Consider the following 25394-nt stretch of genomic DNA (forward strand, 5'->3'; position numbering starts at 1 on the left):
TCCGGCTGCAGGCGATGCCGGGGCGCAGGATCGCTACCATGGGATCTCCGGAGCCTGACCGGGGGACCCGGATCGCGCACGAGGAGTCCTCTTGCCAGACGAGGCCCAGCACCTGACCGCCGCCAAGCCCGAGTCCGCCTCGGCGCCCGCGGCGAAGCCGGCGCCCAACGCGCCGCACGCGAAGAACGACGCGCGTGGGGCGGTCGAGCATGCCCAGTCCGCGCCCGTCGACAAGCCGGCCGAGCAGACGCGACCCAAGCCCGCCCCGCCCGAGCGCCCGGCACCGGCAGTGCGCCCGAACACCGGCCAGCCCGCCCGCACCGGCTCCTCCAACCGCGTCCGTGCCCGCCTCGCCCGTCTCGGCGTCCAGCGCTCCAACCCGTACAACCCGGTGCTGGAGCCGTTGCTGCGCATAGTGCGCAGCAACGACCCGAAGATCGAGACCGCCACGCTCCGCCAGATCGAGAAGGCCTACCAGGTCGCCGAGCGCTGGCACCGCGGTCAGAAGCGCAAGAGCGGCGACCCGTACATCACGCACCCTCTCGCCGTCACCACCATCCTCGCCGAGCTGGGTATGGATCCGGCCACCCTGATGGCGGGCCTGCTGCACGACACCGTCGAGGACACCGAGTACGGCCTCGACCAGCTCCGCCGTGACTTCGGCGACTCGGTCGCGCTCCTCGTCGACGGTGTCACCAAGCTCGACAAGGTCAAGTTCGGCGAGGCCGCGCAGGCCGAGACCGTGCGCAAGATGGTCGTGGCGATGGCCAAGGACCCCCGCGTCCTGGTCATCAAGCTCGCCGACCGCCTGCACAACATGCGCACCATGCGCTATCTCAAGCGCGAGAAGCAGGAGAAGAAGGCGCGCGAGACGCTGGAGATCTACGCGCCGCTCGCTCACCGCCTCGGCATGAACACCATCAAGTGGGAACTGGAGGACCTCGCCTTCGCGATCCTCTACCCCAAGATGTACGACGAGATCGTACGGCTGGTGGCCGAGCGGGCCCCGAAGCGTGACGAGTATCTGGCCATAGTGACCGACGAGGTCCAGCAGGACCTGCGGGCCGCCCGCATCAAGGCGACCGTCACCGGCCGCCCGAAGCACTACTACAGCGTCTACCAGAAGATGATCGTCCGCGGCCGTGACTTCGCGGAGATCTACGACCTGGTGGGGATTCGTGTACTTGTCGACACGGTCCGCGACTGTTACGCCGCCCTCGGCACCGTGCACGCGCGATGGAACCCGGTCCCCGGCCGGTTCAAGGACTACATCGCGATGCCCAAGTTCAACATGTACCAGTCGCTGCACACGACGGTCATCGGTCCCAACGGCAAGCCGGTCGAACTCCAGATCCGTACGTTCGACATGCACCGCCGCGCCGAGTACGGCATCGCCGCGCACTGGAAGTACAAGCAGGAGGCCGTCGCCGGCGCCTCCAAGGTGCGCTCCGACGCGCCCAAGTCGTCCGGCAAGGGCAAGGACGACCACCTCAACGACATGGCGTGGCTGCGCCAGCTCCTCGACTGGCAGAAGGAGACCGAGGACCCGGGCGAGTTCCTGGAGTCCCTGCGCTTCGACCTGTCCCGCAACGAGGTCTTCGTCTTCACCCCGAAGGGCGACGTCATAGCGCTCCCTGCGGGCGCCACTCCGGTGGACTTCGCGTACGCCGTCCACACCGAGGTCGGCCACCGCACCATAGGAGCGCGGGTCAACGGCAGGCTCGTACCGCTCGAATCCACCCTGGACAACGGCGACCTGGTGGAGGTCTTCACCTCCAAGGCCCCCGGCGCGGGTCCCTCCCGCGACTGGCTCGGCTTCGTGAAGTCGCCGCGCGCGCGCAACAAGATCCGGGCCTGGTTCTCCAAGGAGCGCCGCGACGAGGCGATCGAGCAGGGCAAGGACGCCATCGTCCGCGCGATGCGCAAGCAGAACCTGCCGATCCAGCGCATCCTGACCGGCGACTCGCTCGTCACGCTCGCCCACGAGATGCGCTACGCGGACATCTCCGCGCTCTACGCGGCGATCGGCGAGGGGCATGTCTCCGCGCAGAACATCGTGCAGAAGCTCGTCCAGGCCCTCGGCGGCGAGGAAGCCGCCACGGAGGAGATCGACGAGTCGGTCCCGCCGACCCGCGGACGCAGCCGCAAGCGCCGCTCCAGCGCAGACCCGGGCGTCATCGTCAAGGGCGTCGAGGACGTGTGGGTCAAGCTGGCCCGCTGCTGTACGCCGGTCCCCGGCGACCCGATCATGGGCTTCGTCACCCGCGGCAGTGGAGTATCGGTTCACCGCACCGACTGTGTGAACGTGGATTCCCTGTCCCGCGAGCCCGAGCGCATCCTCGAGGTCGAGTGGGCGCCCACCCAGTCCTCGGTCTTCCTGGTCGCCATCCAGGTCGAGGCCCTGGACCGCTCCCGGCTCCTCTCGGACGTCACGCGCGTCCTGTCCGACCAGCACGTCAACATCCTCTCCGCGGCCGTCCAGACCTCCCGCGACCGCGTCGCCACCTCCCGCTTCACCTTCGAGATGGGCGACCCGAAGCACCTCGGGCACGTCCTGAAGGCGGTCAGGGGCGTCGAGGGCGTCTATGACGTGTACCGGGTGACGTCGGCGCGCAACCGGACGTAAGGCAGACGACGAGAAGGGCCCCGTACGCGATGTACGGGGCCCTTCTCGTCGTCTGGGGCTGTGGTGTCAGCCGCCGAACTCCTGGAGACCCTTCAGAGCCTGGTCCAGCAGCGCCTGGCGGCCCTCCAGCTCACGCTCCAGCTTGTCGGCCTTGGAGTTGTTGCCCTGCGCACGCGCCTGCTCGATCTGGCCCCGCAGCTTGTCCACGGCGGCCTGGAGCTGACCGGTGAGCCCCTCGGCACGCGCGCGTGCCTCCGGGTTGGTCCGGCGCCACTCGTTCTCCTCGGCATCCTGGAGGGCCCGCTCGACGGCGTGCATCCGGCCCTCGACCTTCGGGCGGGCGTCGCGCGGCACGTGGCCGATGGCCTCCCAGCGCTCGTTGATCGAGCGGAAGGCGGCACGCGTGCCCTTCAGGTCGCCGATCGGCAGGAGCTTCTCGGCCTCGCCGGCCAGCTCCTCCTTCAGCTTCAGGTTCTCCGACTGCTCGGCGTCACGCTCGGCGAAGACCGAGCTGCGGGCGGCGAAGAAGATGTCCTGGGCACCGCGGAAGCGGTTCCACAGGTCGTCCTCGTGCTCGCGCTGGGCGCGGCCGGCCGCCTTCCACTCCGACATCAGCTCGCGGTAGCGCGCCGCCGTCAGACCCCAGTCGGTCGAACCGGACAGCGACTCGGCCTCGGCGACCAGCCGTTCCTTGGTCTTGCGTGCCTCCTCGCGCTGCGCGTCCAGCTGCGCGAAGTGCGCCTTGCGGCGCTTGGAGAACGCCGACCGGGCGTGCGAGAAGCGGTGCCACAGCTCGTCGTCCGACTTGCGGTCAAGACGCGGCAGGCCCTTCCAGGTGTCCACCAGGGAACGCAGCCGCTCACCGGCAGCCCGCCACTGGTCGGACTGCGCCAGTTCCTCCGCCTCGGTGACCAGCGCCTCCTTGGCGTGGCGTGCCTCGTCGGACTGCTTCGCCCGCTGCTGCTTGCGCTCCTCGCGGCGCTTGCCGACCGTCTCGACCAGCTTGTCCAGCCGGGTCTTCAGGGCGTCCAGATCACCGACCGCGTGATGGGCGTCGACCTGCTCACGGATGTGGTCGATCGCGGTCTGGGCGTCCTTCGCCGACAGGTCGGTGGTCTTCACTCGCTTTTCGAGGAGGCCGATCTCGACAACCAGGCCTTCGTACTTGCGCTCGAAATAGGCCAGCGCCTCTTCAGGAGTGCCTGCCTGCCAAGAGCCGACAACCTGCTCGCCGTCGGCCGTACGCACGTACACGGTCCCCGTCTCGTCGACGCGGCCCCACGGGTCGCTGCTCACAGCGCCTCCTCCACATGATGCCTGCGAGGGGCTTGTTTTCCCCCGGGCATCGTCCACAGTTTCGTCACGGCCAACATAGGCGACCGGCGGGTTGCCTGTCCGCATCCCGCGCGACCGAAATTTCGCAGTTGAGGCTCAGGATTTCGTGACCGTGGCCTTGTTGATCACGACCGTTGCGTTGGGGGCGGTGTTGCCGGTTGTGGGGTCCGCGGCCTGGGCTCCGGCATCCGCGATCTTCTTCAGAACCTTCATGCCCGCCTCGGACACCGTGCCGAACGGTGTGTAGTCGGGCGGCAGCTGACTGTCCTGGTAGACGAGGAAGAACTGGCTGCCCCCGGTGTTGCGCCCCTGCTTCGCCTGTGCGTTGTACTGGTTGGCCATCGCCACCGTGCCCGCCGGGTACACACCTCCCTTGAGGCTCTTGTCCTTGAGGTTCTCGTCCGGAATCGTGTACCCCGGCCCGCCCATTCCGGTGCCCTTCGGGTCGCCGCACTGGAGCACGTAGATGCCGCTGTCGGTCAGCCGGTGGCACTTGGAGTGGTCCAAGTAGCCCTTGCCGACGAGGAAGTCGAACGAGTTCACGGTGTGCGGCGCGGCCGACGCCTTCAGGGCGATGTCTATGTCACCGCACGTCGTCGCGAGCTTCATCGTGTACTTCGCCGACTTGTCGACGGTCAGCTCCGGCTCCTTCTTCCAGGTCGCCGTCCTGACCTTGCCCGCGGCGGGCTTCTCGCACGGGTCCGGGGCCTTGCTGGTCGGAGTGGGGCTGACCTCCGCGCCCGCGTTCGCCTTCTTGGTGCCGTCGTCCTTGAGTACCCCGGTCGTGTACAGCGCGAGGCTGCCGATGACGACCACTCCGAGCACCGACGCGATCACCGAGTTGCGCATCCGCGATTTGCGCCGGGCGGACGTGCGCCGCTGCTGCTGCCGCAAGAACTTCTCCCGGGCGAGCTGACGCCGCCGCTGTTCCTGGCTGACCACCGGGTTCTCTCCTCATGCGTCGTGGGTGTCGACCGGTACGCGTGCGTCCGGTGAGCCGACTGCCTGCGTGTGCCCCGTACCGTATATGGGTTCGCTGAGGAATCGGCAGCGCCGGTAGGCTCTGACGTCAGGCGGAGCCCGCCGACAAACCACCCGTGTCCACACAAACGAAGGACGATCGTGCTCATTGCCGGGTTCCCCGCCGGGGCCTGGGGGACGAACTGTTATCTCGTCGCCCCCGCCGCCGGTGAGGAGTGCGTGATCATCGACCCGGGCCACGAAGCGGCCCCAGGAGTCGAGGAAGCACTGAAGAAGCATCGGCTCAAGCCCGTCGCCGTCGTCCTCACCCATGGCCACCTCGACCACGTGGCCTCGGTCGTCCCCGTGTGCGGTGCGCACGACGTACCGGCCTGGATCCACCCCGAGGACCGGTACATGATGAGCGACCCCGAGAAGGCGCTCGGCCGGTCCATCGGCATGCAGTTGATGGGCGAGCTGACCGTCGGGGAGCCGGACGACGTCAAGGAGCTGACCGACGGCGCGAAGCTGGCGCTGGCGGGGATGGAGCTCACCGTCGCGCATGCGCCCGGCCATACCAAGGGGTCGGTGACCTTCGGCCTGCCCGAGGCGGCGGACATCCCGCCGATCCTGTTCTCGGGCGACCTGCTGTTCGCCGGCTCCATCGGACGCACCGACCTGCCCGGCGGTGACATGGCCGAGATCCTCGACTCGCTGGCCCGCGTGTGCCTGCCGCTCGACGACTCGACCGTGGTGCTGTCCGGCCACGGCCCCCAGACGACCATCGGCCAGGAGCGCGCCACCAACCCCTATCTGCGGCAGGTGGCCGCCGGCCCGGGAGCCCCCGAAGCTCCCCGACGAGGAATGTGACGAGAGACTTCCGTGAGCACGTTTCAAGCACCCAAGGGCACGTACGACCTGATCCCGCCGGACTCCGCCAAGTACCTGGCCGTCCGTGAGGCGATCGCGGCTCCCCTGCGCAACTCCGGCTACGGCTACATCGAGACGCCCGGCTTCGAGAGCGTCGAGCTGTTCGCACGCGGCGTGGGCGAGTCCACCGACATCGTGACCAAGGAGATGTACGCCTTCGAGACCAAGGGCGGCGACAAGCTCGCCCTGCGCCCCGAGGGCACGGCCTCGGTCCTGCGCGCGGCCCTGGAGGCCAACCTGCACAAGGCGGGCAACCTGCCGGTCAAGCTCTGGTACTCCGGCTCCTACTACCGCTACGAGCGCCCCCAGAAGGGCCGTTACAGGCACTTCTCCCAGGTCGGCGCCGAGGCGATCGGTGCCGAGGACCCGGCGCTGGACGCCGAGTTGATCATCCTGGCCGACCAGGCCTACCGCTCGCTGGGCCTGAGCAACTTCCGCATCCTGCTCAACAGCCTGGGCGACAAGGAGTGCCGTCCGGTCTACCGGGCCGCGCTCCAGGACTTCCTGCGCGGCCTGGACCTGGACGAGGACACCTTGCGCCGGGCGGAGATCAACCCGCTGCGCGTCCTCGACGACAAGCGCGAGTCGGTCCAGAAGCAGCTCGGGGACGCCCCGCTGCTGCGCGACTACCTCTGCGACGCCTGCAAGGCGTACCACGAGGAGGTCCGCGAGCTGATCACGGCGGCCGGCGTCGCCTTCGAGGACGACCCCAAGCTGGTGCGCGGCCTGGACTACTACACGCGTACGACCTTCGAGTTCGTCCACGACGGTCTGGGTTCCCAGTCCGCGGTGGGCGGCGGCGGCCGCTACGACGGGCTGTCCGAGATGATCGGCGGCCCCGCGCTGCCGTCCGTCGGCTGGGCGCTCGGCGTCGACCGCACGGTGCTCGCCCTGGAGGCGGAGGGAGTGGAGCTCCAACTCCCGTCGTCCACCAGTGTGTTCGCGGTCCCGCTCGGCGAGGATGCTCGCCGGGTGCTGTTCGCGAAGGTCACCGAGCTGCGCAAGGTCGGCATCGCGGCGGACTTCTCGTACGGCAGCAAGGGCCTCAAGGGCGCCATGAAGAACGCCAACCGCAGCGGCGCCCGCTACACGATCGTCGCCGGCGAGCGCGACCTCGCCGAGGGCGTCGTCCAGCTCAAGGACATGGAGTCCGGCGAGCAGGCCGCCGTCGGCGTCAACGAGATCGTGGCCGAACTGGAAGCCCGACTGGGCTGAGTTCGGAAAAGTTCGGGAAAGGGCGGGCACCGCTTCGGTGTCCGCTCTTTTGCCGTCATGAAGGCACCTGCGGGCCCCCTGAAGGGCCCTGACGTCGTCCCGACGGTGTCCTGAACCGTGCGCCTCGGGACAGTCGCGCGTATTTCCTTATCCCCAGCGAACGGTGGGAGGGCGTGCGTGTACGGCACAATGTGCCCTGTCCGGAGAAACTCCAAGTCTCAAGTGACGGAATCGGCGTGATGAGCAAGACGACAGTCAAAGACGTCTCCACCGAGCTCGAGCCCGAGCCGGAGCGTGCCGAGGCGTCGCCCGGTTCGGCGGGCAGCAGCCGTGCGTTCGCCCTGATGCTGGTGATCACCGGCGCGGCCGGACTGCTTGCCGCGTGGGTCATCACGATCGACAAGTTCAAGATCCTCGAGGCGAAGGTCGACGGGAAGACCTTCACACCCGGCTGCAGCCTGAACCCGATCGTCTCCTGCGGCAGCATCATGGAGAGCAAGCAGGCGGCCGTCTTCGGCTTCCCCAACCCCATGCTCGGCCTGGTCTGTTACGGCATGGTCATCTGCGTCGGTATGAGCCTGCTCACCCGCGCCCGTTTCCCGCGCTGGTACTGGCTGACCTTCAACGTCGGCACCCTCTTCGGCGTCGCCTTCTGCACCTGGCTGATGTTCCAGTCGCTGTACAACATCAACGCGCTGTGCCTGTGGTGCTCGCTCGCCTGGGCCGCGACGATCACGATGTTCTGGTACGTGACCTCCTTCAACGTCCGCAACGGCTTCCTGCCCGCGCCGCGTCCGCTGAAGAACTTCCTCGCCGAGTTCACCTGGGTGCTCCCGGTGACGCACTGCGGTGTCATCGTCATGCTGATCCTGACCCGCTGGGGCAGCCAGCTCTGGGCCGCCTGACCCGCTCGGACGTCGATGTCAGTGGGGTGAATTAGGGTTTCCCACGTGGAGCCCGACCTGTTCACCGCCGCAGCAGAAGAACGCCAGGAGAAGGACCCAGCCGGAAGTCCCCTGGCGGTGCGCATGCGCCCGCGCACCCTGGACGAGGTCGTGGGCCAGCAGCACCTGCTCAAACCGGGCTCGCCCCTGCGCAGACTCGTCGGCGAGTCCGGCGGCGGGCCCGCCGGACCGTCCTCGGTGATCCTCTGGGGCCCGCCCGGCACCGGCAAGACGACCCTGGCGTACGTGGTCTCCAAGGCCACCAACAAGCGCTTCGTCGAGCTCTCCGCCATCACCGCCGGGGTGAAGGAGGTCCGCGCGGTCATCGAGGGCGCCCGGCGTGCCACCGGCGGCTTCGGCAAGGAGACCGTCCTCTTCCTCGACGAGATCCACCGCTTCAGCAAGGCCCAGCAGGACTCCCTCCTCCCGGCCGTCGAGAACCGCTGGGTGACCCTGATCGCGGCGACCACCGAGAACCCGTACTTCTCGATCATCTCCCCCCTGCTGTCCCGCTCCCTTCTGCTCACCCTCGAACCCCTCACCGACGACGACGTCAGAGGCCTGCTGAGGCGGGCACTGAGCGACGAGCGGGGACTGCACGACGCCGTCGGACTCCCCGAGGACACCGAGGAGCACCTGCTGCGCATCGCCGGCGGCGACGCCCGCCGCGCCCTGACCGCCCTGGAGGCGGCAGCCGGGGCGGCGCTCGACAAGGGCGAGTCGCAGATCGGCCTCCAGACACTGGAGGAGACGGTCGACCGGGCGGCGGTGAAGTACGACCGCGACGGCGACCAGCACTACGACGTGGCCAGCGCCCTCATCAAGTCCATCCGCGGCTCCGACGTCGACGCCGCCCTGCACTACCTGGCCCGGATGATCGAGGCCGGCGAGGACCCCCGCTTCATCGCCCGCCGTCTGATGATCTCCGCGAGCGAGGACATCGGCCTGGCCGACCCGAACGCCCTGCCGATCGCGGTCGCCGCCGCCCAGGCCGTCGCCATGATCGGCTTCCCCGAGGCCGCCCTCACTCTCAGCCACGCCACCATCGCCCTCGCCCTCGCGCCCAAGTCCAACGCCGCGACCACCGCGATCGGCGCCGCCATGGACGACGTACGCAAGGGCATGGCGGGCCCCGTGCCGCCCCACCTGCGTGACGGGCACTACAAGGGCGCCGCCAAGCTCGGGCACGCGCAGGGGTACGTCTACCCGCACGACCTCTCCGAGGGCATCGCCGAGCAGCAGTACGCCCCGGACGCCCTCAAGGACCGCGAGTATTACACCCCGACCCGGCACGGCGCCGAGGCGCGGTACGCGGACGCGGTGGAGTGGACCAGGAAACACCTCGGTCGGAAGCGGTCCTGAGCACCCTGTAGAATCCGTGGCAGTGCTGTGTCCCGTGCAGTCAGAACGGGACGGTCAGCCGGAGCCCGGTCTTCCTCGAAGGTCGGCTCCAGGAGCGTCGCGCACCGTCGATTCGGTGTCGCGGGCAGCCCACCACCACTCGTCGCACGACGAGAACGGTCGGTGGGCCACTCGCGTGCTGCACGTATGTGCCCAGACCAGGGGAGCGGCTGCCCGGCAGGTTCTCGGACCTCAAGGGTTTCCCCGGCTGCGGATGCGACCTCCCTCAACCCTGACAAGCCGAGAACAAGGAAATGAGAAGCAGTGGCGAATCAGTCCCGCCCCAAGGTCAAGAAGTCGCGTGCCCTCGGCATCGCGCTGACCCCGAAGGCCGTCAAGTACTTCGAGGCCCGTCCCTACCCGCCGGGTGAGCACGGCCGTGGCCGCAAGCAGAACTCGGACTACAAGGTCCGTCTGCTGGAGAAGCAGCGTCTGCGTGCGCAGTACGACGTGTCCGAGCGCCAGCTCGTCCGCGCCTACGAGCGTGCCTCCAAGGTTCAGGGCAAGACCGGTGAGGCCCTGATTATCGAGCTCGAGCGTCGTCTCGACGCCCTGGTCCTGCGTTCGGGCATCGCCCGCACCATCTACCAGGCCCGTCAGATGGTCGTGCACGGCCACATCGAGGTCAACGGCCAGAAGGTCGACAAGCCGTCCTTCCGCGTCAAGCCCGACGACGTCGTGATGGTTCGTGAGCGCAGCCGCGAGAAGACCCTCTTCTCGATCTCCCGCGAGGGTGGCTTCGCCCCCGACGGTGAGACCCCGCGCTACCTCCAGGTGAACCTCAAGGCCCTGGCGTTCCGCCTGGACCGTGAGCCGAACCGCAAGGAGATCCCGGTGATCTGCGACGAGCAGCTCGTCGTCGAGTACTACGCCCGTTGATCCTTCAGCGGTCGTAGGCTTCTGCGCCTCAGCCCGTCGTCTCCCCGCCCTTCCGGGTGGGGGAGGCGGCGGGCTTTCGCATGGCCACGGTCGCCGTGACATGCCGTACCGGGCCCCGCGGCGACGGAACGCCGTCCGACGGCAGCCGTCCCAGGGCCCGGCGCACCGCCTCCTCACGGCCGAGTGCCGCCCCCTGCCGTGCGCACTCCTCGTACCGTTCGTCGCCCAGCCGTTCCCGAGCTGCCGTCTCGCACAGCTCGTGCGGCGCGTTGAAGCACGCCGAGCCGAACAGCGGCAGCCCCACCGACGGCCACATGCCTGACGCGGAGCCCTGCAGCACCGCGGCCTCCACGGAATCGCCCTCCGCACCGGTGACCAGGGCCAACAGTTCCACCGCCAGCACCGAGCCGAGCAGGTCGTGGAAGGAGTGGGCGCTGCCGAGGCAGTCCGACAGCAGCGCGCGGGCGCCGGGCAGGTCGCCGTCGGCCCAGGCGGCGTACGCCAGGACGTACAGCGCGTAGGAGCGCGCCCAGCGCTCGCCATGGTCCTCGCACACCCGGCGGACGTCCTCGCACAGCCGCACCGCGTCCGGCAGGTCGCCCTGGAACGCCCGCGTCATCGCCAGCTCCACCTGCCCCATCAGCACATTGCTGTTGAGCTCGCCGATCTCCTGATAGCGGCCGAGCGCCGAGCGCAGCAGCGTTTCGGCACGCTCCATGTCGTCCGAGAGCAGGGCCAGACAACCGGTGCGATGCTCGGCGTACGCCACCGCCGTGGGGTCGGCGGCACGTTCCGCCTCCTCACGGCACTGAGACAGCACCCCCAGGGCGGGCACCGTGTCGCCCTGCAGGATCGCCACATAGCCCAGCACCCACAGAGCCTTCAGCCGGGACTGCTCATGACCGGAGTCCAGCGCCACGGCCTGCTCCAGCCAGTGCCGCCCCTCCGACAGCCGGCCGCAGCCGACCCAGTAGAACCACAGGGAGCCCGCGAGGTACTGACCCAGATGCGCGTCGTCCGGCTCGCTCAGACAGTGGTCCAGGGCGCGGCGCAGATTCGGCAGCTCCGCCTCGACCCGCGCGGCCACCTCGTCCTGTCGCGGTGAGAACCACTCCAGCTCGCACCAGGTCGTCAGGCCCAGATACCAGTCGCGGTGCCGGCGTCGCAGCCGGGCCGCGTCCCCGGTCGCCGCCAGCCAGTCGGCGCCGTACGCCCGGATCGTGTCCAGCATGCGGTAGCGCACGCCGGCCGGAGTCTCCTCGCGCGTGACCACGGACTGTGCGAGCAGCTGGGAGAGCACTTCGAGGATGTCGTCGGAGTGCAGGCCCTGGCCGCCGCACACGTACTCGACGGCCTCCAGGTCGAACCGGCCCGCGAACACCGACAGCCGCGCCCACAGCAACCGCTCCTCGGGCGTGCACAGTTCATGGCTCCAGCCGACCGCCGTACGCAGCGTCCGATGGCGCGGCAACCCGTCCCGCCCGCCGCCGGTCAGCAGCCGGAACCGGTCGTCGAGCCGCTCCAGCACCTGCCGCGGGGACAGCATGCGCAGCCGCCCGGCGGCCAGCTCGATCGCCAGCGGGATCCCGTCCAGGCGACGGCACACCTCCCGTACGTCCGCGTCGTCCGCCGCGACCACCGAGGGCTGGGCCGCCCGGTCCACGAGCAGCTCCACCGCCTCGTCCTCGCCGAGCGGCGCCAGCGGAAACAGCAGCTCACCCGTCACGCCCAGCGGTCTGCGCCCCACGGCGAGCACCTTCAGGCCCGGCAGCCGGCGCAGCAGTCCGCTCACCAGCTCCGCACAGGCGTCCACCAGGTGCTCGAAACCGTCCAGGATCAGCAGGAGTTGACGCTCCGCGAGGTGCGCCAGCAGTGTCTCGTGGGGCAGGCGGGTCGTGTGGTCCGTCAGCCCCAGCGCCTCCACGACCGCGTAGTCGACGAACTCCGGGTCACGCACCGACGCCAGGTCCACGTGCCACACACCGTCGACGGGCGTGCACCGCGAGGCCGCGCGTGCCGCCAGCCGTGACTTGCCGACGCCGCCCGCCCCCGTCAAAGTCACCAGCCGCACGGCACCGAGTGCCCCGGCCAGTCCGGCGAGTTCGGCCGAGCGGCCCACGAACGTGCTGAGCTCCAGGGGCGGACCGGCGGACTCGGGGGAGTGGGCGCGCTGTTGATCCCGCATGGGATACGGAGCGTACTGAAGCGTGTTCGGTCCGTACAATCGCTTCTCGCGACTCGGCTCCGCGCGGGGCGGTAATCCGGTGTGGAGCGGCATCCCCGGCGCGATAGGCTCGGTGCACGACTTTTTCGATGTAGACCGATGTAGAGGCACGTTTCAGGGAGCGGGTGCACACAGTGTCCGGTGGAGAGGTGGCCGGGATCCTGGTGGCCGTCTTCTGGGCGATCCTGGTCTCCTTCCTCGCCGTTGCACTGGTGAGGCTGGCCCAGACGCTCAAGGCGACCACCAAGCTCGTCGCGGACGTGACCGACCAGGCCGTCCCGCTCCTGGCAGAGGCCTCCACGGCGGTGCGCTCCGCACAGACCCAGATCGACCGGGTCGACGCGATCGCCACCGACGTCCAGGAGGTCACGTCGAACGCCTCGGCACTGTCGACCACCGTCGCCTCCACCTTCGGCGGCCCCCTGGTCAAGGTCGCGGCCTTCGGTTACGGCGTCCGCCGGGCCCTCGGCGGCCGCAAGGACGACGCGCCCGCCAAGGCGCCCCGGCGTACCGTGATCGTGGGCCGCACGGTTCCGGCCTCGCGACGGGACAAGCGAAACCTCCGCGGAAAGAGGGACTGAGACCCAGCATGTTCCGCCGTACGTTCTGGTTCAGCACGGGCGTTGCCGCCGGTGTGTGGGCCACCACCAAGGTCAACCGGAAGCTGAAGCAGCTGACCCCCGAGAGCCTCGCCGCGACCGCGGCCAACAAGGCGATCGAGGCCGGTCACCGGCTCAAGGACCGCGCGGTGGGCTTCGCCCTCGACGTCCGCGACAACATGGCGCAGCGGGAGGAGGAACTGGGCGACGCGCTGGGCATCAACGCCCCCGTCGACCAGGAACTCCCCGCACCCCGGCGGTACGCCGCCATCGAGAACCGCAAGGACCCGAAGTACGTCGACAGGACGACGTACTCGCACAACCGAAACGAGGACCACTGATGGAGTCGGCCGAGATTCGCCGCCGCTGGCTGAGCTTCTTCGAGGAGCGCGGGCACACCGTCGTCCCTTCGGCGTCGCTCATCGCGGACGACCCGACTCTGCTCCTCGTCCCGGCCGGCATGGTGCCGTTCAAGCCCTACTTCCTGGGTGAGGTCAAGCCGCCCTACGCCCGCGCCACCAGCGTCCAGAAGTGCGTGCGCACGCCGGACATCGAAGAGGTCGGCAAGACCACCCGGCACGGCACGTTCTTCCAGATGTGCGGCAACTTCTCCTTCGGCGACTACTTCAAGGAAGGCGCCATCAAGTACGCCTGGGAGCTGCTCACCAGCCCCCAGGACAAGGGTGGTTACGGCCTGGAGCCGGAGAAGCTCTGGATCACCGTCTACAAGGACGACGACGAGGCCGAGCGGATCTGGCACGACGTCGTCGGCGTGCCGAAGGAGCGCATCCAGCGCCTCGGCATGAAGGACAACTACTGGTCGATGGGCGTCCCCGGACCCTGCGGCCCCTGTTCCGAGATCAACTACGACCGCGGCCCCGAGTTCGGCGTCGAGGGCGGCCCCGCCGTCAACGACGAGCGGTACGTGGAGATCTGGAACCTCGTCTTCATGCAGTACGAGCGCGGCGAGGGCATCGGCAAGGACAACTTCGAGATCCTCGGCGACCTTCCGAGCCAGAACATCGACACCGGCCTCGGCCTGGAGCGGCTCGCCATGATTCTGCAGGGCGTGCAGAACATGTACGAGATCGACACCTCCATGGCCGTCATCAAGACGGCCACCGAGCTGACGGGAGTGGCCTACGGCGACGCCCACGACTCGGACGTCTCCCTGCGCGTGGTCACCGACCACATGCGCACGTCCGTGATGCTCATCGGCGACGGCGTGACCCCCGGCAACGAGGGCCGCGGCTACGTCCTGCGCCGCATCATGCGCCGCGCCATCCGTAACATGCGTCTGCTCGGCGCCACCGGCCCGGTCGTCAAGGACCTGATCGACACGGTCATCGAGATGATGGGCCAGCAGTACCCCGAGCTGGTCACCGACCGCGAGCGCATCGAGAAGGTCGCTCTCGCCGAGGAGAACGCCTTCCTCAAGACGCTCAAGGCCGGCACCAACATCCTCGACACCGCCGTCACCGAGACCAAGGCCTCCGGCGGCCAGGTCCTCGCCGGCGACAAGGCCTTCCTGCTCCACGACACCTGGGGCTTCCCGATCGACCTCACCCTGGAGATGGCCGCCGAACAGGGCCTGTCCGTGGACGAGGACGGCTTCCGGCGTCTGATGAAGGAGCAGCGCGAGCGCGCCAAGGCCGACGCCCAGGCCAAGAAGACCGGCCACGCCGGCACCGGCGCCTACCGCGAGATCGCCGACCAGGCCGGCGCCACCGACTTCATCGGCTACGCGGACACCGAGAGCGAGTCCACGATCGTCGGCATCCTCGTCGACGGCGCCTCCTCCCCGGCCGCCACCGAGGGCGACGAGGTCGAGATCGTCCTCGACCGCACCCCCTTCTACGCCGAGGGCGGCGGCCAGATCGGCGACACCGGCCGCATCAAGGTCGACACCGGTGCCGTCATCGAGATCCGCGACACCCAGAAGCCGGTCCCGGGCGTGTACGTCCACAAGGGCGTCGTCCAGGTCGGCGAGGTCACCGTCGGCTCGAAGGCCCTCGCCTCGATCGATGGCCGTCGCCGTACGGCCATCGCCCGCGCCCACTCGGCCACCCACCTCACCCACCAGGCCCTGCGCGACGCCCTCGGCCCGACGGCCGCCCAGGCCGGTTCCGAGAACCAGCCGGGTCGCTTCCGCTTCGACTTCGGTTCCCCGTCCGCCGTGCCGACGGCCGTGATGACCGACGTCGAGCAGAAGATCAACGAGGTTCTCGCCCGCGACCTCGACGTGCGCGCCGAGGTCATGGGCATCGACGAGGCCAAGAAGCAGGGCGCCATCGCCGAGTTCGGTGAGAAGTACGGCGAACGCGTCCGCGTCGTGACCATCGGCGACTTCTCCAAGGAGCTGTGCGGCGGCACGCACGTGCACAACACCGCCCAGCTGGGTCTGGTGAAGCTGCTCGGCGAGTCGTCGATCGGCTCCGGTGTGCGTCGAATCGAGGCCCTCGTCGGCGTGGACGCCTATAATTTCCTCGCCCGTGAGCACACGGTCGTCGCCCAGCTCCAGGAGCTGATCAAGGGCCGCCCCGAGGAGCTTCCGGAGAAGGTCTCCGCCATGCTCGGCAAGCTGAAGGACGCCGAGAAGGAGATCGAGAAGTTCCGCGCCGAGAAGGTGCTCCAGGCCGCCGCCGGTCTCGTCGAGTCCGCCAAGGACGTCCGTGGCATCGCCGTCGTCACCGGCCAGGTTCCGGACGGCACCACGCCGGACGACCTGCGCAAGCTGGTCCTCGACGTGCGCGGCCGCATTCAGGGCGGACGTGCCGCCGTGGTCGCCTTGTTCACCGTCAACAACGGCAAGCCGCTCACGGTCATCGCCACCAATGAGGCCGCCCGCGAGCGCGGCCTCAAGGCCGGCGACCTGGTCCGTACGGCCGCCAAGACCCTCGGCGGCGGAGGCGGCGGCAAGCCGGACGTCGCCCAGGGCGGCGGCCAGAACCCGGCCGCCGTCGGCGATGCCGTCGACGCCGTCGAGCGGCTCGTGGCGGAATCGGCCAAGTGAGCGCCGACACACAGTCGAGCGGTGACGGCCGCGGCATGCGCCGCGGCCGTCGCCTGGCCGTCGACGTCGGGGACGCCCGCATCGGCGTCGCCTCGTGTGACCCCGACGGGATCCTCGCCACCCCGGTGGAGACGGTCCCGGGCCGGGACATCCCGGCAGCTCACCGGCGCCTGAAGCAACTCGTCGACGAGTACGAGCCGATCGAGGTCGTCGTCGGTCTCCCACGCTCCCTCAAGGGTGGCGAGGGCCCGGCCGCGGCCAAGGTCCGGGGCTTCACCCAGGAATTGGCCCGCATGATCGCGCCCGTACCGGTCAGGCTCGTGGACGAGCGGATGACGACCGTGACGGCAAGTCAGGGACTGCGTGCCTCTGGCGTGAAGTCGAAGAAGGGCCGGTCGGTGATCGATCAGGCCGCCGCTGTGATCATCCTGCAGCAGGCGCTCGAATCCGAACGGGTGTCAGGTAAAGCACCGGGAGAGAGCGTCGAAGTGGTTATCTGATCGCGATACGGTAACGTTCCGCGCGATGCGCCGGTGTTCGAACAGCCGGCGCACAAAGAGAGGCGGGACGGGATCCGGATCGTCAGCAGCCGCGTGACCGCCGCCTCGCGGCTCTAGGGGATCGATGACTGAGTATGGCCGGGGCCAAGGCTCCGAACCGTGGCATCCGGAGGACCCGTTGTACGGGGACGGCGGATGGGAAGGGCAGCAGCAGGCCCACACGGGCCAGCAGGCTGCCTACGGCGGCCAGCCGCAGCACTATCCGGAGCAGCAGCCTCAGCAGCCGCAGCACTACGGCGACTGGGACAACGGCCAGCAGGCCTCATACGGTCAGCCGCAGCAGTACCAGCAGCAGGGCCAGCACTACCCGCAGCAGGGGCAGCAATACCCCCAGCAGTACGACCAGCAGCAGTACCCGGGTCACGGGCAGCAGGCCTACGACAACAACGGCTGGGCCACCGGCTCCCACCCGCAGGTCCAGTACCCCGGCCCTGCGGACCCCTACGGGCAGCAGACCGCGTCGTACGGCGGCGACCAGCACGACTACTACGGCACGCCCGACGCGTACCCGCCGCCGGAGCCGCCGAGCCGTCGGCAGGCCGAACCGGGGCCGCCGAGTCGGCGGCAGGCCGAACCGGAGCCACCCGAGACCGACTGGGACCCCGGCCCTGACCAGGGTGAACACGCCTTCTTCGCGGGTGGCGACGACGAGGACGGCGACTCCGACGACGACTCGGGCGGCGGCCGGGGGCGCGGTGACCGCCGGGGTGGCGGGAAGCCCAAGAAGCGCCGCAGCGGCATGGCCTGCCTGGTGGTCGTGCTGGTCTTCGGCGCAGGTGTGGCCGGAGTCGGATATTTCGGTTACCAGTTTTACCAGGATCGTTTCGGCGACGCGCCGGACTTCGCGGGTGACGGCACGAACGAGACGGTGAGCGTCGAGATCCCCAAGGGCGCGTTCGGATCCGATATCGGTCAGAAGCTGAAGGCGGCCGGCGTCGTGAAGAGCGTCGACGCCTTCGTCGCCGCCCAGGAGGAGAATCCCGACGGGGACAAGATCCAGGCGGGCGCCTATCTGCTGAAGAAACAGATGTCCGCCGAGAGTGCCGTCGAGATGATGCTCAGCCCCGACAGTCAGAACAACGTTCTGGTCAGGCCGGGCGAGCGCAATTTGAGCGTCTACAAGGCGATCGACGAACAGCTCGAATTGTCGTCCGGGACCACCGAGAAGGTCGCCGAGGAGAAATACAAGAACCTCGGGCTTCCGAGCTGGGCGAACAGCAACAAGGAGATCAAGGATCCGCTGGAGGGCTTCCTCTACCCGGGCACCTATGCCGCCGCGAAGGGCATGAAACCCGAGGCGATCCTGAAGGAGATGGTGTCCCAGGCCGCCGACAAGTACGAGGCGCTGGACCTGGAGGCCAAGGCGAAGGCCCTCAAGCTCGACAACCCGCTGCAGGTCATCACGGTCGCCAGCCTCGTCCAGGCCGAGGGCAAGACCAACGACGACTACCGCAAGATGGCGGAGGTGGTCTACAACCGCCTCGATCTCGCGAACCCTGAGACGTACGGTGCCCTGCAGTTCGACTCGACCTTCAATTACCTGAAGGGTCAGAGCAACATCGATATCAGTGAGTCGGAGATCAAGCGCAACCAGGACCCGTACAACACGTACACGCAGAAGGGTCTGCCGCCCGGTCCGATCGACAACCCGGGTGAGGGTGCACTGACGGGGACGCTGAATCCGACGAACGAGGGTTGGTACTACTTCGTGGCGACCGACGGCGTGAACAAGACAGAATTCGCCAAGACCCACGACGATTTCCTGAAGCTCAAGGACAAGTTCAATGAGAGCAGGGGCAACTGACGCCCGCCGAGCCGCTGTGCTCGGTTCGCCCATCGCCCACTCCCTCTCCCCGGTACTGCACCGGGCCGCCTACGCGGAGCTGGGGCTGACGGGCTGGTCGTACGACCGGTTCGAGATCGACGAGGCCGCGCTGCCCGGGTTCGTCGCGGAACTGGGGCCGGAGTGGGCCGGGTTGTCGTTGACCATGCCGCTCAAGCGGGCCGTCATCCCGCTGCTCGACGAGGTCACGGAGACGGCGGTCTCGGTCGAGGCGGTCAATACGGTCGTCATGACCGAGGACGGCCGTCGGGTCGGCGACAACACCGACATCCCCGGCATGGTCGCCGCGCTCCGGGAGCACGGCATCGAACAGGTCGACTCGGCGGCCATCCTCGGCGCGGGCGCCACGGCGTCCTCCGCACTGGCCGCACTCGCCCGCATCTGTACCGGCGAGGTCGTGGCGTACGTACGCAGCGAGGCCCGCGCCGCCGAGATGCGGCAGTGGGGCGAGCGGCTCGACGTCGAGATCCGTACGGCGGACTGGGCCGAAGCGGACCGGGCGCTGCAGGCGCCGCTGGTGATCGCGACCACCCCGGCCGGTGCGACGGACGCCCTCGCCGCCGCCGTACCCGAGCGCCCGGCCACCCTGTTCGACGTGCTCTACGACCCCTGGCCGACCGCCCTCGCGGCTCGCTGGTCGATGTACGGCGGCGCCGTGGTCAGTGGGCTCGACCTGCTGGTGCATCAGGCGGTGCTGCAGGTGGAGCAGATGACGGGCCGCGTCCCGGCGCCCCTTGAGGCCATGCGAAATGCGGGGGAGCGCGCTCTCGCGAACCGCTAGGATCCGCTGGGTTCCGCAGGGGGCGGAGCGGTTCCAGGGGGAGTACAAGCAGTGTTCATTGGTGTGCCGCTGGCGTCCGGTAAGGGCGAAATATTCGAGATCGTCCTGCAGTTCATGCCGGACTGGGTGCAGATCCCGGTGCTCGTCCTGATCGTGCTGCTCGTCGTCGGGTCGTGGGTCTTCAAGCTGAAGCGCAAGATCGACCGACGGCGTGCGAGGCGCCAGGGCCAGGCCGTTCAGGTGGCGCTTCAGCACAGGCAGGGGCGAGGCGCCGACCATCTGGGCCCGTACGCTCCGCAGCAGCGGACGCCGGAGCCTCAGCAGTCGAGCGGCGCCGATTTCCTCGGCGCGTACGCCCCTCAGCAGCCCCAGGGCAACCGTCCCGCGTGATCTCCGCCGCTGTCCGGCGTTGTCCGCCCGGCCGTCCGTCTGGTGGACCGGCGGCCGGGCACCGGCCCGGGACGTGGGAGGATCGAAGGTGGCGGGCCGGGGCCGCGCACCTGGTCACGCCGTCGACGTACGCGAGGACGCGCGTACGCAGGGCAGTACCAGGGCGCGAGCACTGAGGAGCACCGTTGAGCAGGTTGCGCTGGCTGACCGCGGGGGAGTCCCACGGTCCCGCACTCGTGGCGACGCTGGAGGGTCTTCCCGCCGGCGTGCCGATCACCACGGAGATGGTGGCGGACCACCTGGCCCGGCGCCGGCTCGGATATGGACGCGGTGCGCGCATGAAGTTCGAGCGCGACGAGGTCACGTTCATCGGTGGCGTCCGGCACGGTCTGACGCTGGGCTCCCCGGTCGCGATCATGGTGGGCAACACCGAGTGGCCGAAGTGGGAGCAGGTCATGTCGGCCGACCCGATCGACCCCGAGATCCTCGCCGGCCTCGCCCGCAACGCGCCGCTGACCCGCCCGCGCCCCGGCCACGCCGACCTCGCGGGCATGCAGAAGTACGGCTTCGACGAGGCCCGGCCCATCCTGGAGCGCGCCTCCGCGCGTGAGACGGCCGCGCGGGTGGCGCTGGGCGCGGTCGCCCGGTCGTACCTCAAGGAGACGGCCGGTATCGAGATCGTCAGCCATGTCGTGGAGCTGGCCGCCGCGAAGGCGCCGCAGGGTGTGTACCCGACGCCGGCCGACGTCGAGAAGCTGGACGCGGACCCGGTGCGCTGCCTGGACGCGGACGCGTCGAAGGCGATGGTCGCGGAGATCGACCAGGCCCACAAGGACGGCGACACCCTCGGCGGCGTGGTCGAGATCCTCGCGTACGGCGTTCCCGTCGGCCTGGGCTCGCATGTGCACTGGGACCGCAAGCTGGACGCCCGTCTCGCCGGCGCGCTCATGGGCATCCAGGCGATCAAGGGTGTCGAGCTCGGCGACGGCTTCGAGCTGGCGCGGGTGCCCGGCTCCAAGGCGCACGACGAGATCGTGAACACACCCGAGGGCATCCGCCGCGTCTCCGGCCGCTCCGGCGGCACCGAGGGCGGCCTCACCACCGGTGAGCTGCTGCGGGTCCGCGCCGCGATGAAGCCGATCGCGACCGTGCCGCGCGCCCTGCAGACCGTGGACGTGACCACGGGTGAGGCGACGCAGGCCCACCACCAGCGCTCCGACGTGTCCGCGGTCCCGGCCGCCGGTATCGTCGCCGAGGCCATGGTGGCGCTCGTCCTCGCGGACGCGGTGGCGGAGAAGTTCGGCGGCGACTCGGTGACCGAGACCCGCCGCAACGTAACCTCGTACCTCGACAACCTGGCCATCCGGTGAGCGCAGCACCCGTGGTCGTCCTCGTCGGCCCGATGGGCGTGGGCAAGTCCACAGTGGGGCAGATGCTGGCCGACCGGCTGGGCGTGGGCTACCGGGACACCGACGACGACATCGTCGCCGAGCAGGGCCGGACCATCGCCGAGATCTTCGTCGACGAGGGCGAGCCCGCCTTCCGGGCGATCGAGAAGCAGGCGGTGCACCGGGCGCTCGCCGAGCACGACGGCGTCCTCGCCCTCGGTGGCGGAGCGATCCTCGACGCGGACACGCGTGCGCTGCTGGCCGGCCAGCGCGTGGCGTACCTGTCGATGGACGTCGAGGAAGCGGTCAAGCGCACCGGCCTCAACGCCGCCCGCCCGCTGCTCGCGGTCAACCCGCGCAAGCAGTGGCGCGAGCTGATGGAGGCCCGCCGCCACCTGTACGAGGGGGTGGCCACGGCGGTCGTGGCGACCGACGGCCGTACCCCCGAAGAAGTGACCCAAGCCGCCCTGGACGCACTGGAGTTGAAGGACGTATGAGTGAGGCAGTGACGCGGATCCAGGTCGGCGGCACCGCGGGCAGCGAACCGTACGAGGTCCTGGTGGGCCGTCAACTCCTGAGCGAGCTCGGCGGGTTGATCGGTGAGAAGGCCAAGCGGGTCGCCGTCATCCACCCGGAGGCGCTGGCCGAGACCGGTGACGCGCTGCGGGCCGACCTCGTCGAGCAGGGCTACGACGCGGTCGCCATCCAGGTGCCGAACGCGGAGGAGGCCAAGACCGCCGAGGTCGCCGCCTACTGCTGGAAGGCGCTGGGCCAGTCCGGCTTCACCCGCTCCGACGTCATCGTCGGCGTCGGCGGCGGCGCGACCACCGACCTCGCCGGTTTCGTGGCCGCGAGCTGGCTGCGCGGGGTGCGCTGGATCGCCGTACCGACCACCGTGCTCGCCATGGTCGACGCGGCCGTCGGCGGCAAGACCGGTATCAACACCGCCGAGGGCAAGAACCTCGTCGGCGCCTTCCACCCGCCGGCCGGTGTGCTGTGCGACCTGGCCGCGCTGGAGTCCCTCCCGGTCAACGACTACGTGTCCGGGCTCGCCGAGATCATCAAGGCCGGTTTCATCGCCGACCCGGCGATCCTGGAGCTCATCGAGTCCGACCCCGAGGCCGCCCGCACCCCGGCCGGCCCGCACACCGCCGAGCTGATCGAGCGCTCCATCCGGGTCAAGGCCGAGGTCGTCTCCTCGGACCTGAGGGAGTCCGGCCTGCGGGAGATCCTCAACTACGGCCACACCCTCGGCCACGCCATCGAGAAGAACGAGCGCTACAAGTGGCGGCACGGCGCCGCGGTCTCCGTCGGTATGCACTTCGCCGCCGAACTCGGCCGTCTCGCCGGGCGGTTGGACGACGCGACGGCCGACCGTCACCGCACGATCCTCGAAGCGGTCGGCCTGCCGCTGCACTACCGCTACGACCAGTGGCCCAAGCTGCTGGAGAACATGAAGGTCGACAAGAAGTCCCGCGGGAACCTGCTGCGCTTCATCGTGCTGGACGGCCTGGCCAAGCCGACCGTCCTGGAGGGACCGGACCCGGCCGTGCTGCTCGCTGCGTACGGCGAAGTCGGCCAGTAAGTCCACGAAAAGCGCGCTTCCGTCCGATTCGCCTGTGGCGATGGGCACTTCGGACCGCCCCCGGCCGTTCACCAAACGACAGCCGGGGGCGGTACCGTTCGGTAGCGAGCGGGTTGTGCCCGCTGCCAGCGTCAATGGCCATGGAAGACGAGACGGAGTGGCACCGGATGCAGCACGCAGTGGGTTCTCCGCTGCCGCCGCCCCACCAGTCGGGGAACGGCTGGTCGCCGGCCGCACAACACCCGGGTCCGCATCACCCGGGCACGCACCAGGGACCCGCCCCGCATCAGGGACCCGCCCCACACCAGGGACCCGCCCCACACCAGGGCTCCGCCCCCGTGCCTCCGCCACCCACGGCACCGGGCTTCACACCCCCTGGAAGACCACCCGGCACTCCCTCCGGACCGGTCCCGCCCGCGCCACCGCACGCCCACGTCCCGCCCGCGCCGGAGACCACGGGCCATGTACCGCTGCCGCCCGGCGGCCCGGTCGGCATGCCGAGCGCCCCGCCCGCCACGGCGGTCCCGGACCCGGCGACCACCACCCTCGCCGTGCTGCTCATCGGGCCGGCCGGCGCCGGCAAGACCAGCGTCGCCAAGTACTGGGCGGACCACCGCCGCGTCCCCACGGCCCACATCAGCCTCGATGACGTCCGCGAATGGGTCCGCTCGGGCTTCGCCGACCCTCAGTCCGGGTGGAACGACAACTCGGAGGCCCAGTACCGCCTGGCCCGCCGCACCTGCGGCTTCGCCGCGCGGAACTTCCTGGCCAACGGAATCTCGTGCATCCTCGACGACGCGGTCTTCCCCGACCGCCCCGTGGTCGGCCTCGGCGGCTGGAAGCGCCACGTGGGGCCCGGCCTCCTCCCGGTCGTCCTGCTCCCCGGCCTGGAGATCGTCCTGGAGCGCAACGCCGAACGCACCGGCAACCGCCGCCTCACCGACGAGGAGGTGGCCCGCATCCACGGCCGCATGGCCGGCTGGTACGGCTCAGGACTCCCGATCATCGACAACTCCCAACTCGACGTCCCCCAGACAGCCCAGATCCTGGACGACGTACTGGCAAGATCAATCGCCAGCCCCCCAAAGTGGTAACCCACGTGAGTGGACGCCCCTAGGGGCGCGGGGAACTGCGCGACCAGCCCCCACGGGCCTGCTGACGGCGCACAACCTCGCGGCGCCCCCGAAGTGGTAGCCAACGCGCCCGGGAGCCACCTAAGGGGCGCGGGGAACCGCGCGACCAGCCCCCACGGGCCTGCTGACGGCGCACAACCTCGCGGCGCCCCCGAAGTGGTAGCCAACGCGCCCGGGAGCCACCTAAGGGGCGCGGGGAACCGCGTGACCAGCCCCCACCGGCCCCGCAGACGGCGCACAACCGCACCCCGCGGCGCCCCCGAAGTGGTAGCCAACGCGCCCGGAGCCACCTAAGGGGCGCGGGGAACCGCGCGACCAGCCCTCACCGGCCCCGCAGGCGGCGCACAACCTCACGCCGCACCCCCGTCCCCGAACGGCACCCCACCAACCCGCACAATCCGGACACCGCCCACTCAGACGCCCTCAACCGGCGCCAACCCAGCGAAGCTCATACGCTCGGGTCATGTCAGAGGTGTACGCCACCCGCCGCTCCAGGCTGAGGGACCGCTGCCAGGCCAGCGGCAGCGCCACCGCGCTGATCTCCCGCCCCGCCAACGTCCGCTACCTCGCGGGCGCCGCCCCGCAGGGCTCCGTGCTGCTCCTCGGCAAGACCGAAGATCTGCTCGTGTGCACCGGCCCGCCCGACGACCGCCCCACCGAGGGCCGCCCCGACGAGGCACTGCGGATCCACGCCCTCCCCGGCGCCGGAGGTGACCCCGCAGTCGCCGCGGCCGACCTCGCGGCGGCGCAGGGCGGGGTCTGCCTCGCCGTGGAGGAACACCACCTCACCGTGGCCCGCCACAGAGCCATCCGCTCGGTCGTCCCGCGCCTGCGCCTGACCGACCTCGGCGGAGCCGTGGAACAGCTCAGGGTCGTCAAGGACGAGGAAGAGATCTCCTGCATCCGGATCGGCGCGGAGATCGCCGACCAGGCCCTCGGGGAACTGCTCGAGTCCATCCTGGTCGGCCGCACGGAACGCCACCTCGCCCTCGAACTCGAACGACGCCTCGTCGATCACGGCGCCGACGGCCCCGCCTTCGCCACGTCCGTCGCCACCGGCCCCAACGCCGGCCGCCGCGCTCATCGGCCCACCGACCGCCGTGTGGAGGAGGGCGACTTCCTCTCCGTCTGCCTCGGGGCGACGTATCGCGGATACCGCTGCGAGATCGGCCGTACGTTCGTCATCGGTACGTCCCCCGCCGACTGGCAGATCGAGCTGTACGACCTCGTCTTCGCCGCTCAGCGCGCCGGACGGGAGAGTCTGGTGCCCGGCGCCGCCTACCGTGATGTGGACCGCGCGGCACGGCAGGTGCTGGACTCCGCGGGGTACGCTCAGGGCCTTCCAGCACTGACGGGGCACGGCGTGGGACTCGAAATCGACGAGGACCCGCAGTTGGGTCCCGCGGCCATGGGTAAACTGGACGCTTGCGTGCCGGTCACCGTCGAACCGGGGGTCCACCTCCCGGGCCGGGGCGGTGTCCGGATCGATGACACGCTCGTCGTTCGCCCCGAGGCGGACGGCGGACCCGAGCTACTCACCATCACGACCAAGGAGCTGCTCGCCCTCTAGGAAGTGGCGTGCCCCGGG

The 25394-nt window shown here is 69.8% G+C and carries 21 protein-coding genes; 18 read left to right on the forward strand and 3 right to left on the reverse strand.

The genetic code is table 11. The features are described 5' to 3' along the window. The first annotated feature begins 91 nt into the window (after window positions 1–91). Window positions 92–2626 carry a GTP pyrophosphokinase gene (gene relA, locus OG331_RS39475; RefSeq protein ID WP_406205801.1) on the forward strand — a complete coding sequence of 845 codons (2535 nt, stop codon included), beginning with the start codon at window positions 92–94 and terminating at the stop codon, window positions 2624–2626. 66 nt (window positions 2627–2692) lie between these two features. Here relA and OG331_RS39480 read toward each other — a convergent pair whose 3' ends face one another. Next, window positions 2693–3922 (reverse strand): DUF349 domain-containing protein, encoded by a 1230-nt coding sequence (locus OG331_RS39480; protein ID WP_406205803.1) that lies wholly within the window; start codon window positions 3920–3922, stop codon window positions 2693–2695. A 135-nt stretch (window positions 3923–4057) separates the two neighbouring features. Beyond that, complete coding sequence (locus tag OG331_RS39485) at window positions 4058–4903, reverse strand: peptidylprolyl isomerase (protein ID WP_406205806.1); 846 nt, start codon at window positions 4901–4903, stop codon at window positions 4058–4060. A gap of 180 nt (window positions 4904–5083) precedes the next feature. Between OG331_RS39485 and OG331_RS39490 the strand changes: the two genes are divergently transcribed. The 5 genes from OG331_RS39490 to rpsD all read left to right on the forward strand — a co-directional run bounded on the left by OG331_RS39490 (window position 5084) and on the right by rpsD (window position 10290). Beyond that, window positions 5084–5791: an MBL fold metallo-hydrolase gene (locus OG331_RS39490; RefSeq protein ID WP_328428983.1), complete on the forward strand. Its 708-nt coding sequence runs from the start codon at window positions 5084–5086 to the stop codon at window positions 5789–5791. A 12-nt stretch (window positions 5792–5803) separates the two neighbouring features. Continuing rightward, a complete protein-coding gene (hisS, locus tag OG331_RS39495) occupies window positions 5804–7066 on the forward strand; it encodes a histidine--tRNA ligase (RefSeq protein ID WP_406205810.1) in 1263 nt (420 codons plus the stop codon). 239 nt (window positions 7067–7305) lie between these two features. Next, window positions 7306–7971, forward strand: a complete 666-nt coding sequence (locus OG331_RS39500) for a vitamin K epoxide reductase family protein (RefSeq protein WP_406205813.1) — start codon at window positions 7306–7308, stop codon at window positions 7969–7971. A gap of 45 nt (window positions 7972–8016) precedes the next feature. Further along, window positions 8017–9372: a replication-associated recombination protein A gene (locus tag OG331_RS39505; protein ID WP_406205815.1), complete on the forward strand. Its 1356-nt coding sequence runs from the start codon at window positions 8017–8019 to the stop codon at window positions 9370–9372. Window positions 9373–9675: 303 nt separating this feature from the next. After that, window positions 9676–10290 (forward strand): 30S ribosomal protein S4, encoded by a 615-nt coding sequence (gene rpsD / locus OG331_RS39510; protein ID WP_147997166.1) that lies wholly within the window; start codon window positions 9676–9678, stop codon window positions 10288–10290. Between the two features lie 28 nt (window positions 10291–10318). Here rpsD and OG331_RS39515 read toward each other — a convergent pair whose 3' ends face one another. After that, entirely contained in the window at window positions 10319–12475 is a 2157-nt protein-coding gene (locus OG331_RS39515; protein WP_406205818.1) for an ATP-binding protein, read from the reverse strand. Window positions 12476–12639: 164 nt separating this feature from the next. Between OG331_RS39515 and OG331_RS39520 the strand changes: the two genes are divergently transcribed. The 12 genes from OG331_RS39520 (at window position 12640) to OG331_RS39575 (ending at window position 25376) form a co-directional block, all read left to right on the forward strand. Then, window positions 12640–13095, forward strand: a complete 456-nt coding sequence (locus tag OG331_RS39520; protein WP_328428987.1) for a DUF948 domain-containing protein — start codon at window positions 12640–12642, stop codon at window positions 13093–13095. Between the two features lie 8 nt (window positions 13096–13103). After that, entirely contained in the window at window positions 13104–13454 is a 351-nt protein-coding gene (locus tag OG331_RS39525; RefSeq protein WP_406205821.1) for a hypothetical protein, read from the forward strand. Then, the gene (alaS, locus tag OG331_RS39530) at window positions 13454–16126 is read left to right on the forward strand and encodes an alanine--tRNA ligase (RefSeq protein ID WP_406205824.1); all 2673 of its coding nucleotides are present in this window, start codon (window positions 13454–13456) and stop codon (window positions 16124–16126) included. The genes OG331_RS39525 and alaS overlap by 1 nt, the downstream gene beginning before the upstream one ends. A gap of 35 nt (window positions 16127–16161) precedes the next feature. Continuing rightward, window positions 16162–16626, forward strand: coding sequence for a Holliday junction resolvase RuvX (gene ruvX / locus OG331_RS39535; RefSeq protein WP_328884543.1), 465 nt, complete (start codon window positions 16162–16164; stop codon window positions 16624–16626). A 124-nt stretch (window positions 16627–16750) separates the two neighbouring features. After that, window positions 16751–18490: an endolytic transglycosylase MltG gene (gene mltG, locus OG331_RS39540; protein ID WP_406205827.1), complete on the forward strand. Its 1740-nt coding sequence runs from the start codon at window positions 16751–16753 to the stop codon at window positions 18488–18490. Continuing rightward, window positions 18471–19310 (forward strand): shikimate dehydrogenase, encoded by an 840-nt coding sequence (locus OG331_RS39545; protein WP_406205829.1) that lies wholly within the window; start codon window positions 18471–18473, stop codon window positions 19308–19310. The genes mltG and OG331_RS39545 overlap by 20 nt, the downstream gene beginning before the upstream one ends. A gap of 51 nt (window positions 19311–19361) precedes the next feature. Next, window positions 19362–19700, forward strand: a complete 339-nt coding sequence (locus OG331_RS39550; RefSeq protein WP_406205832.1) for a hypothetical protein — start codon at window positions 19362–19364, stop codon at window positions 19698–19700. Between the two features lie 185 nt (window positions 19701–19885). Beyond that, window positions 19886–21070 (forward strand): chorismate synthase, encoded by a 1185-nt coding sequence (gene aroC, locus OG331_RS39555; protein ID WP_362381212.1) that lies wholly within the window; start codon window positions 19886–19888, stop codon window positions 21068–21070. Window positions 21071–21102: 32 nt separating this feature from the next. Then, window positions 21103–21585, forward strand: a complete 483-nt coding sequence (locus OG331_RS39560; protein ID WP_328884544.1) for a shikimate kinase — start codon at window positions 21103–21105, stop codon at window positions 21583–21585. Beyond that, window positions 21582–22673: a 3-dehydroquinate synthase gene (gene aroB / locus OG331_RS39565; RefSeq protein WP_389447871.1), complete on the forward strand. Its 1092-nt coding sequence runs from the start codon at window positions 21582–21584 to the stop codon at window positions 22671–22673. The genes OG331_RS39560 and aroB overlap by 4 nt, the downstream gene beginning before the upstream one ends. A gap of 167 nt (window positions 22674–22840) precedes the next feature. Further along, a complete protein-coding gene (locus OG331_RS39570) occupies window positions 22841–23767 on the forward strand; it encodes an AAA family ATPase (protein WP_406210610.1) in 927 nt (308 codons plus the stop codon). 502 nt (window positions 23768–24269) lie between these two features. Further along, window positions 24270–25376, forward strand: a complete 1107-nt coding sequence (locus OG331_RS39575) for an aminopeptidase P family protein (RefSeq protein ID WP_406205836.1) — start codon at window positions 24270–24272, stop codon at window positions 25374–25376. Window positions 25377–25394: the final 18 nt, after the last annotated feature.

This window comes from Streptomyces sp. NBC_01017, from assembly GCF_045162795.1.
GTDB classification, from domain to species: domain Bacteria; phylum Actinomycetota; class Actinomycetes; order Streptomycetales; family Streptomycetaceae; genus Streptomyces; species Streptomyces machairae.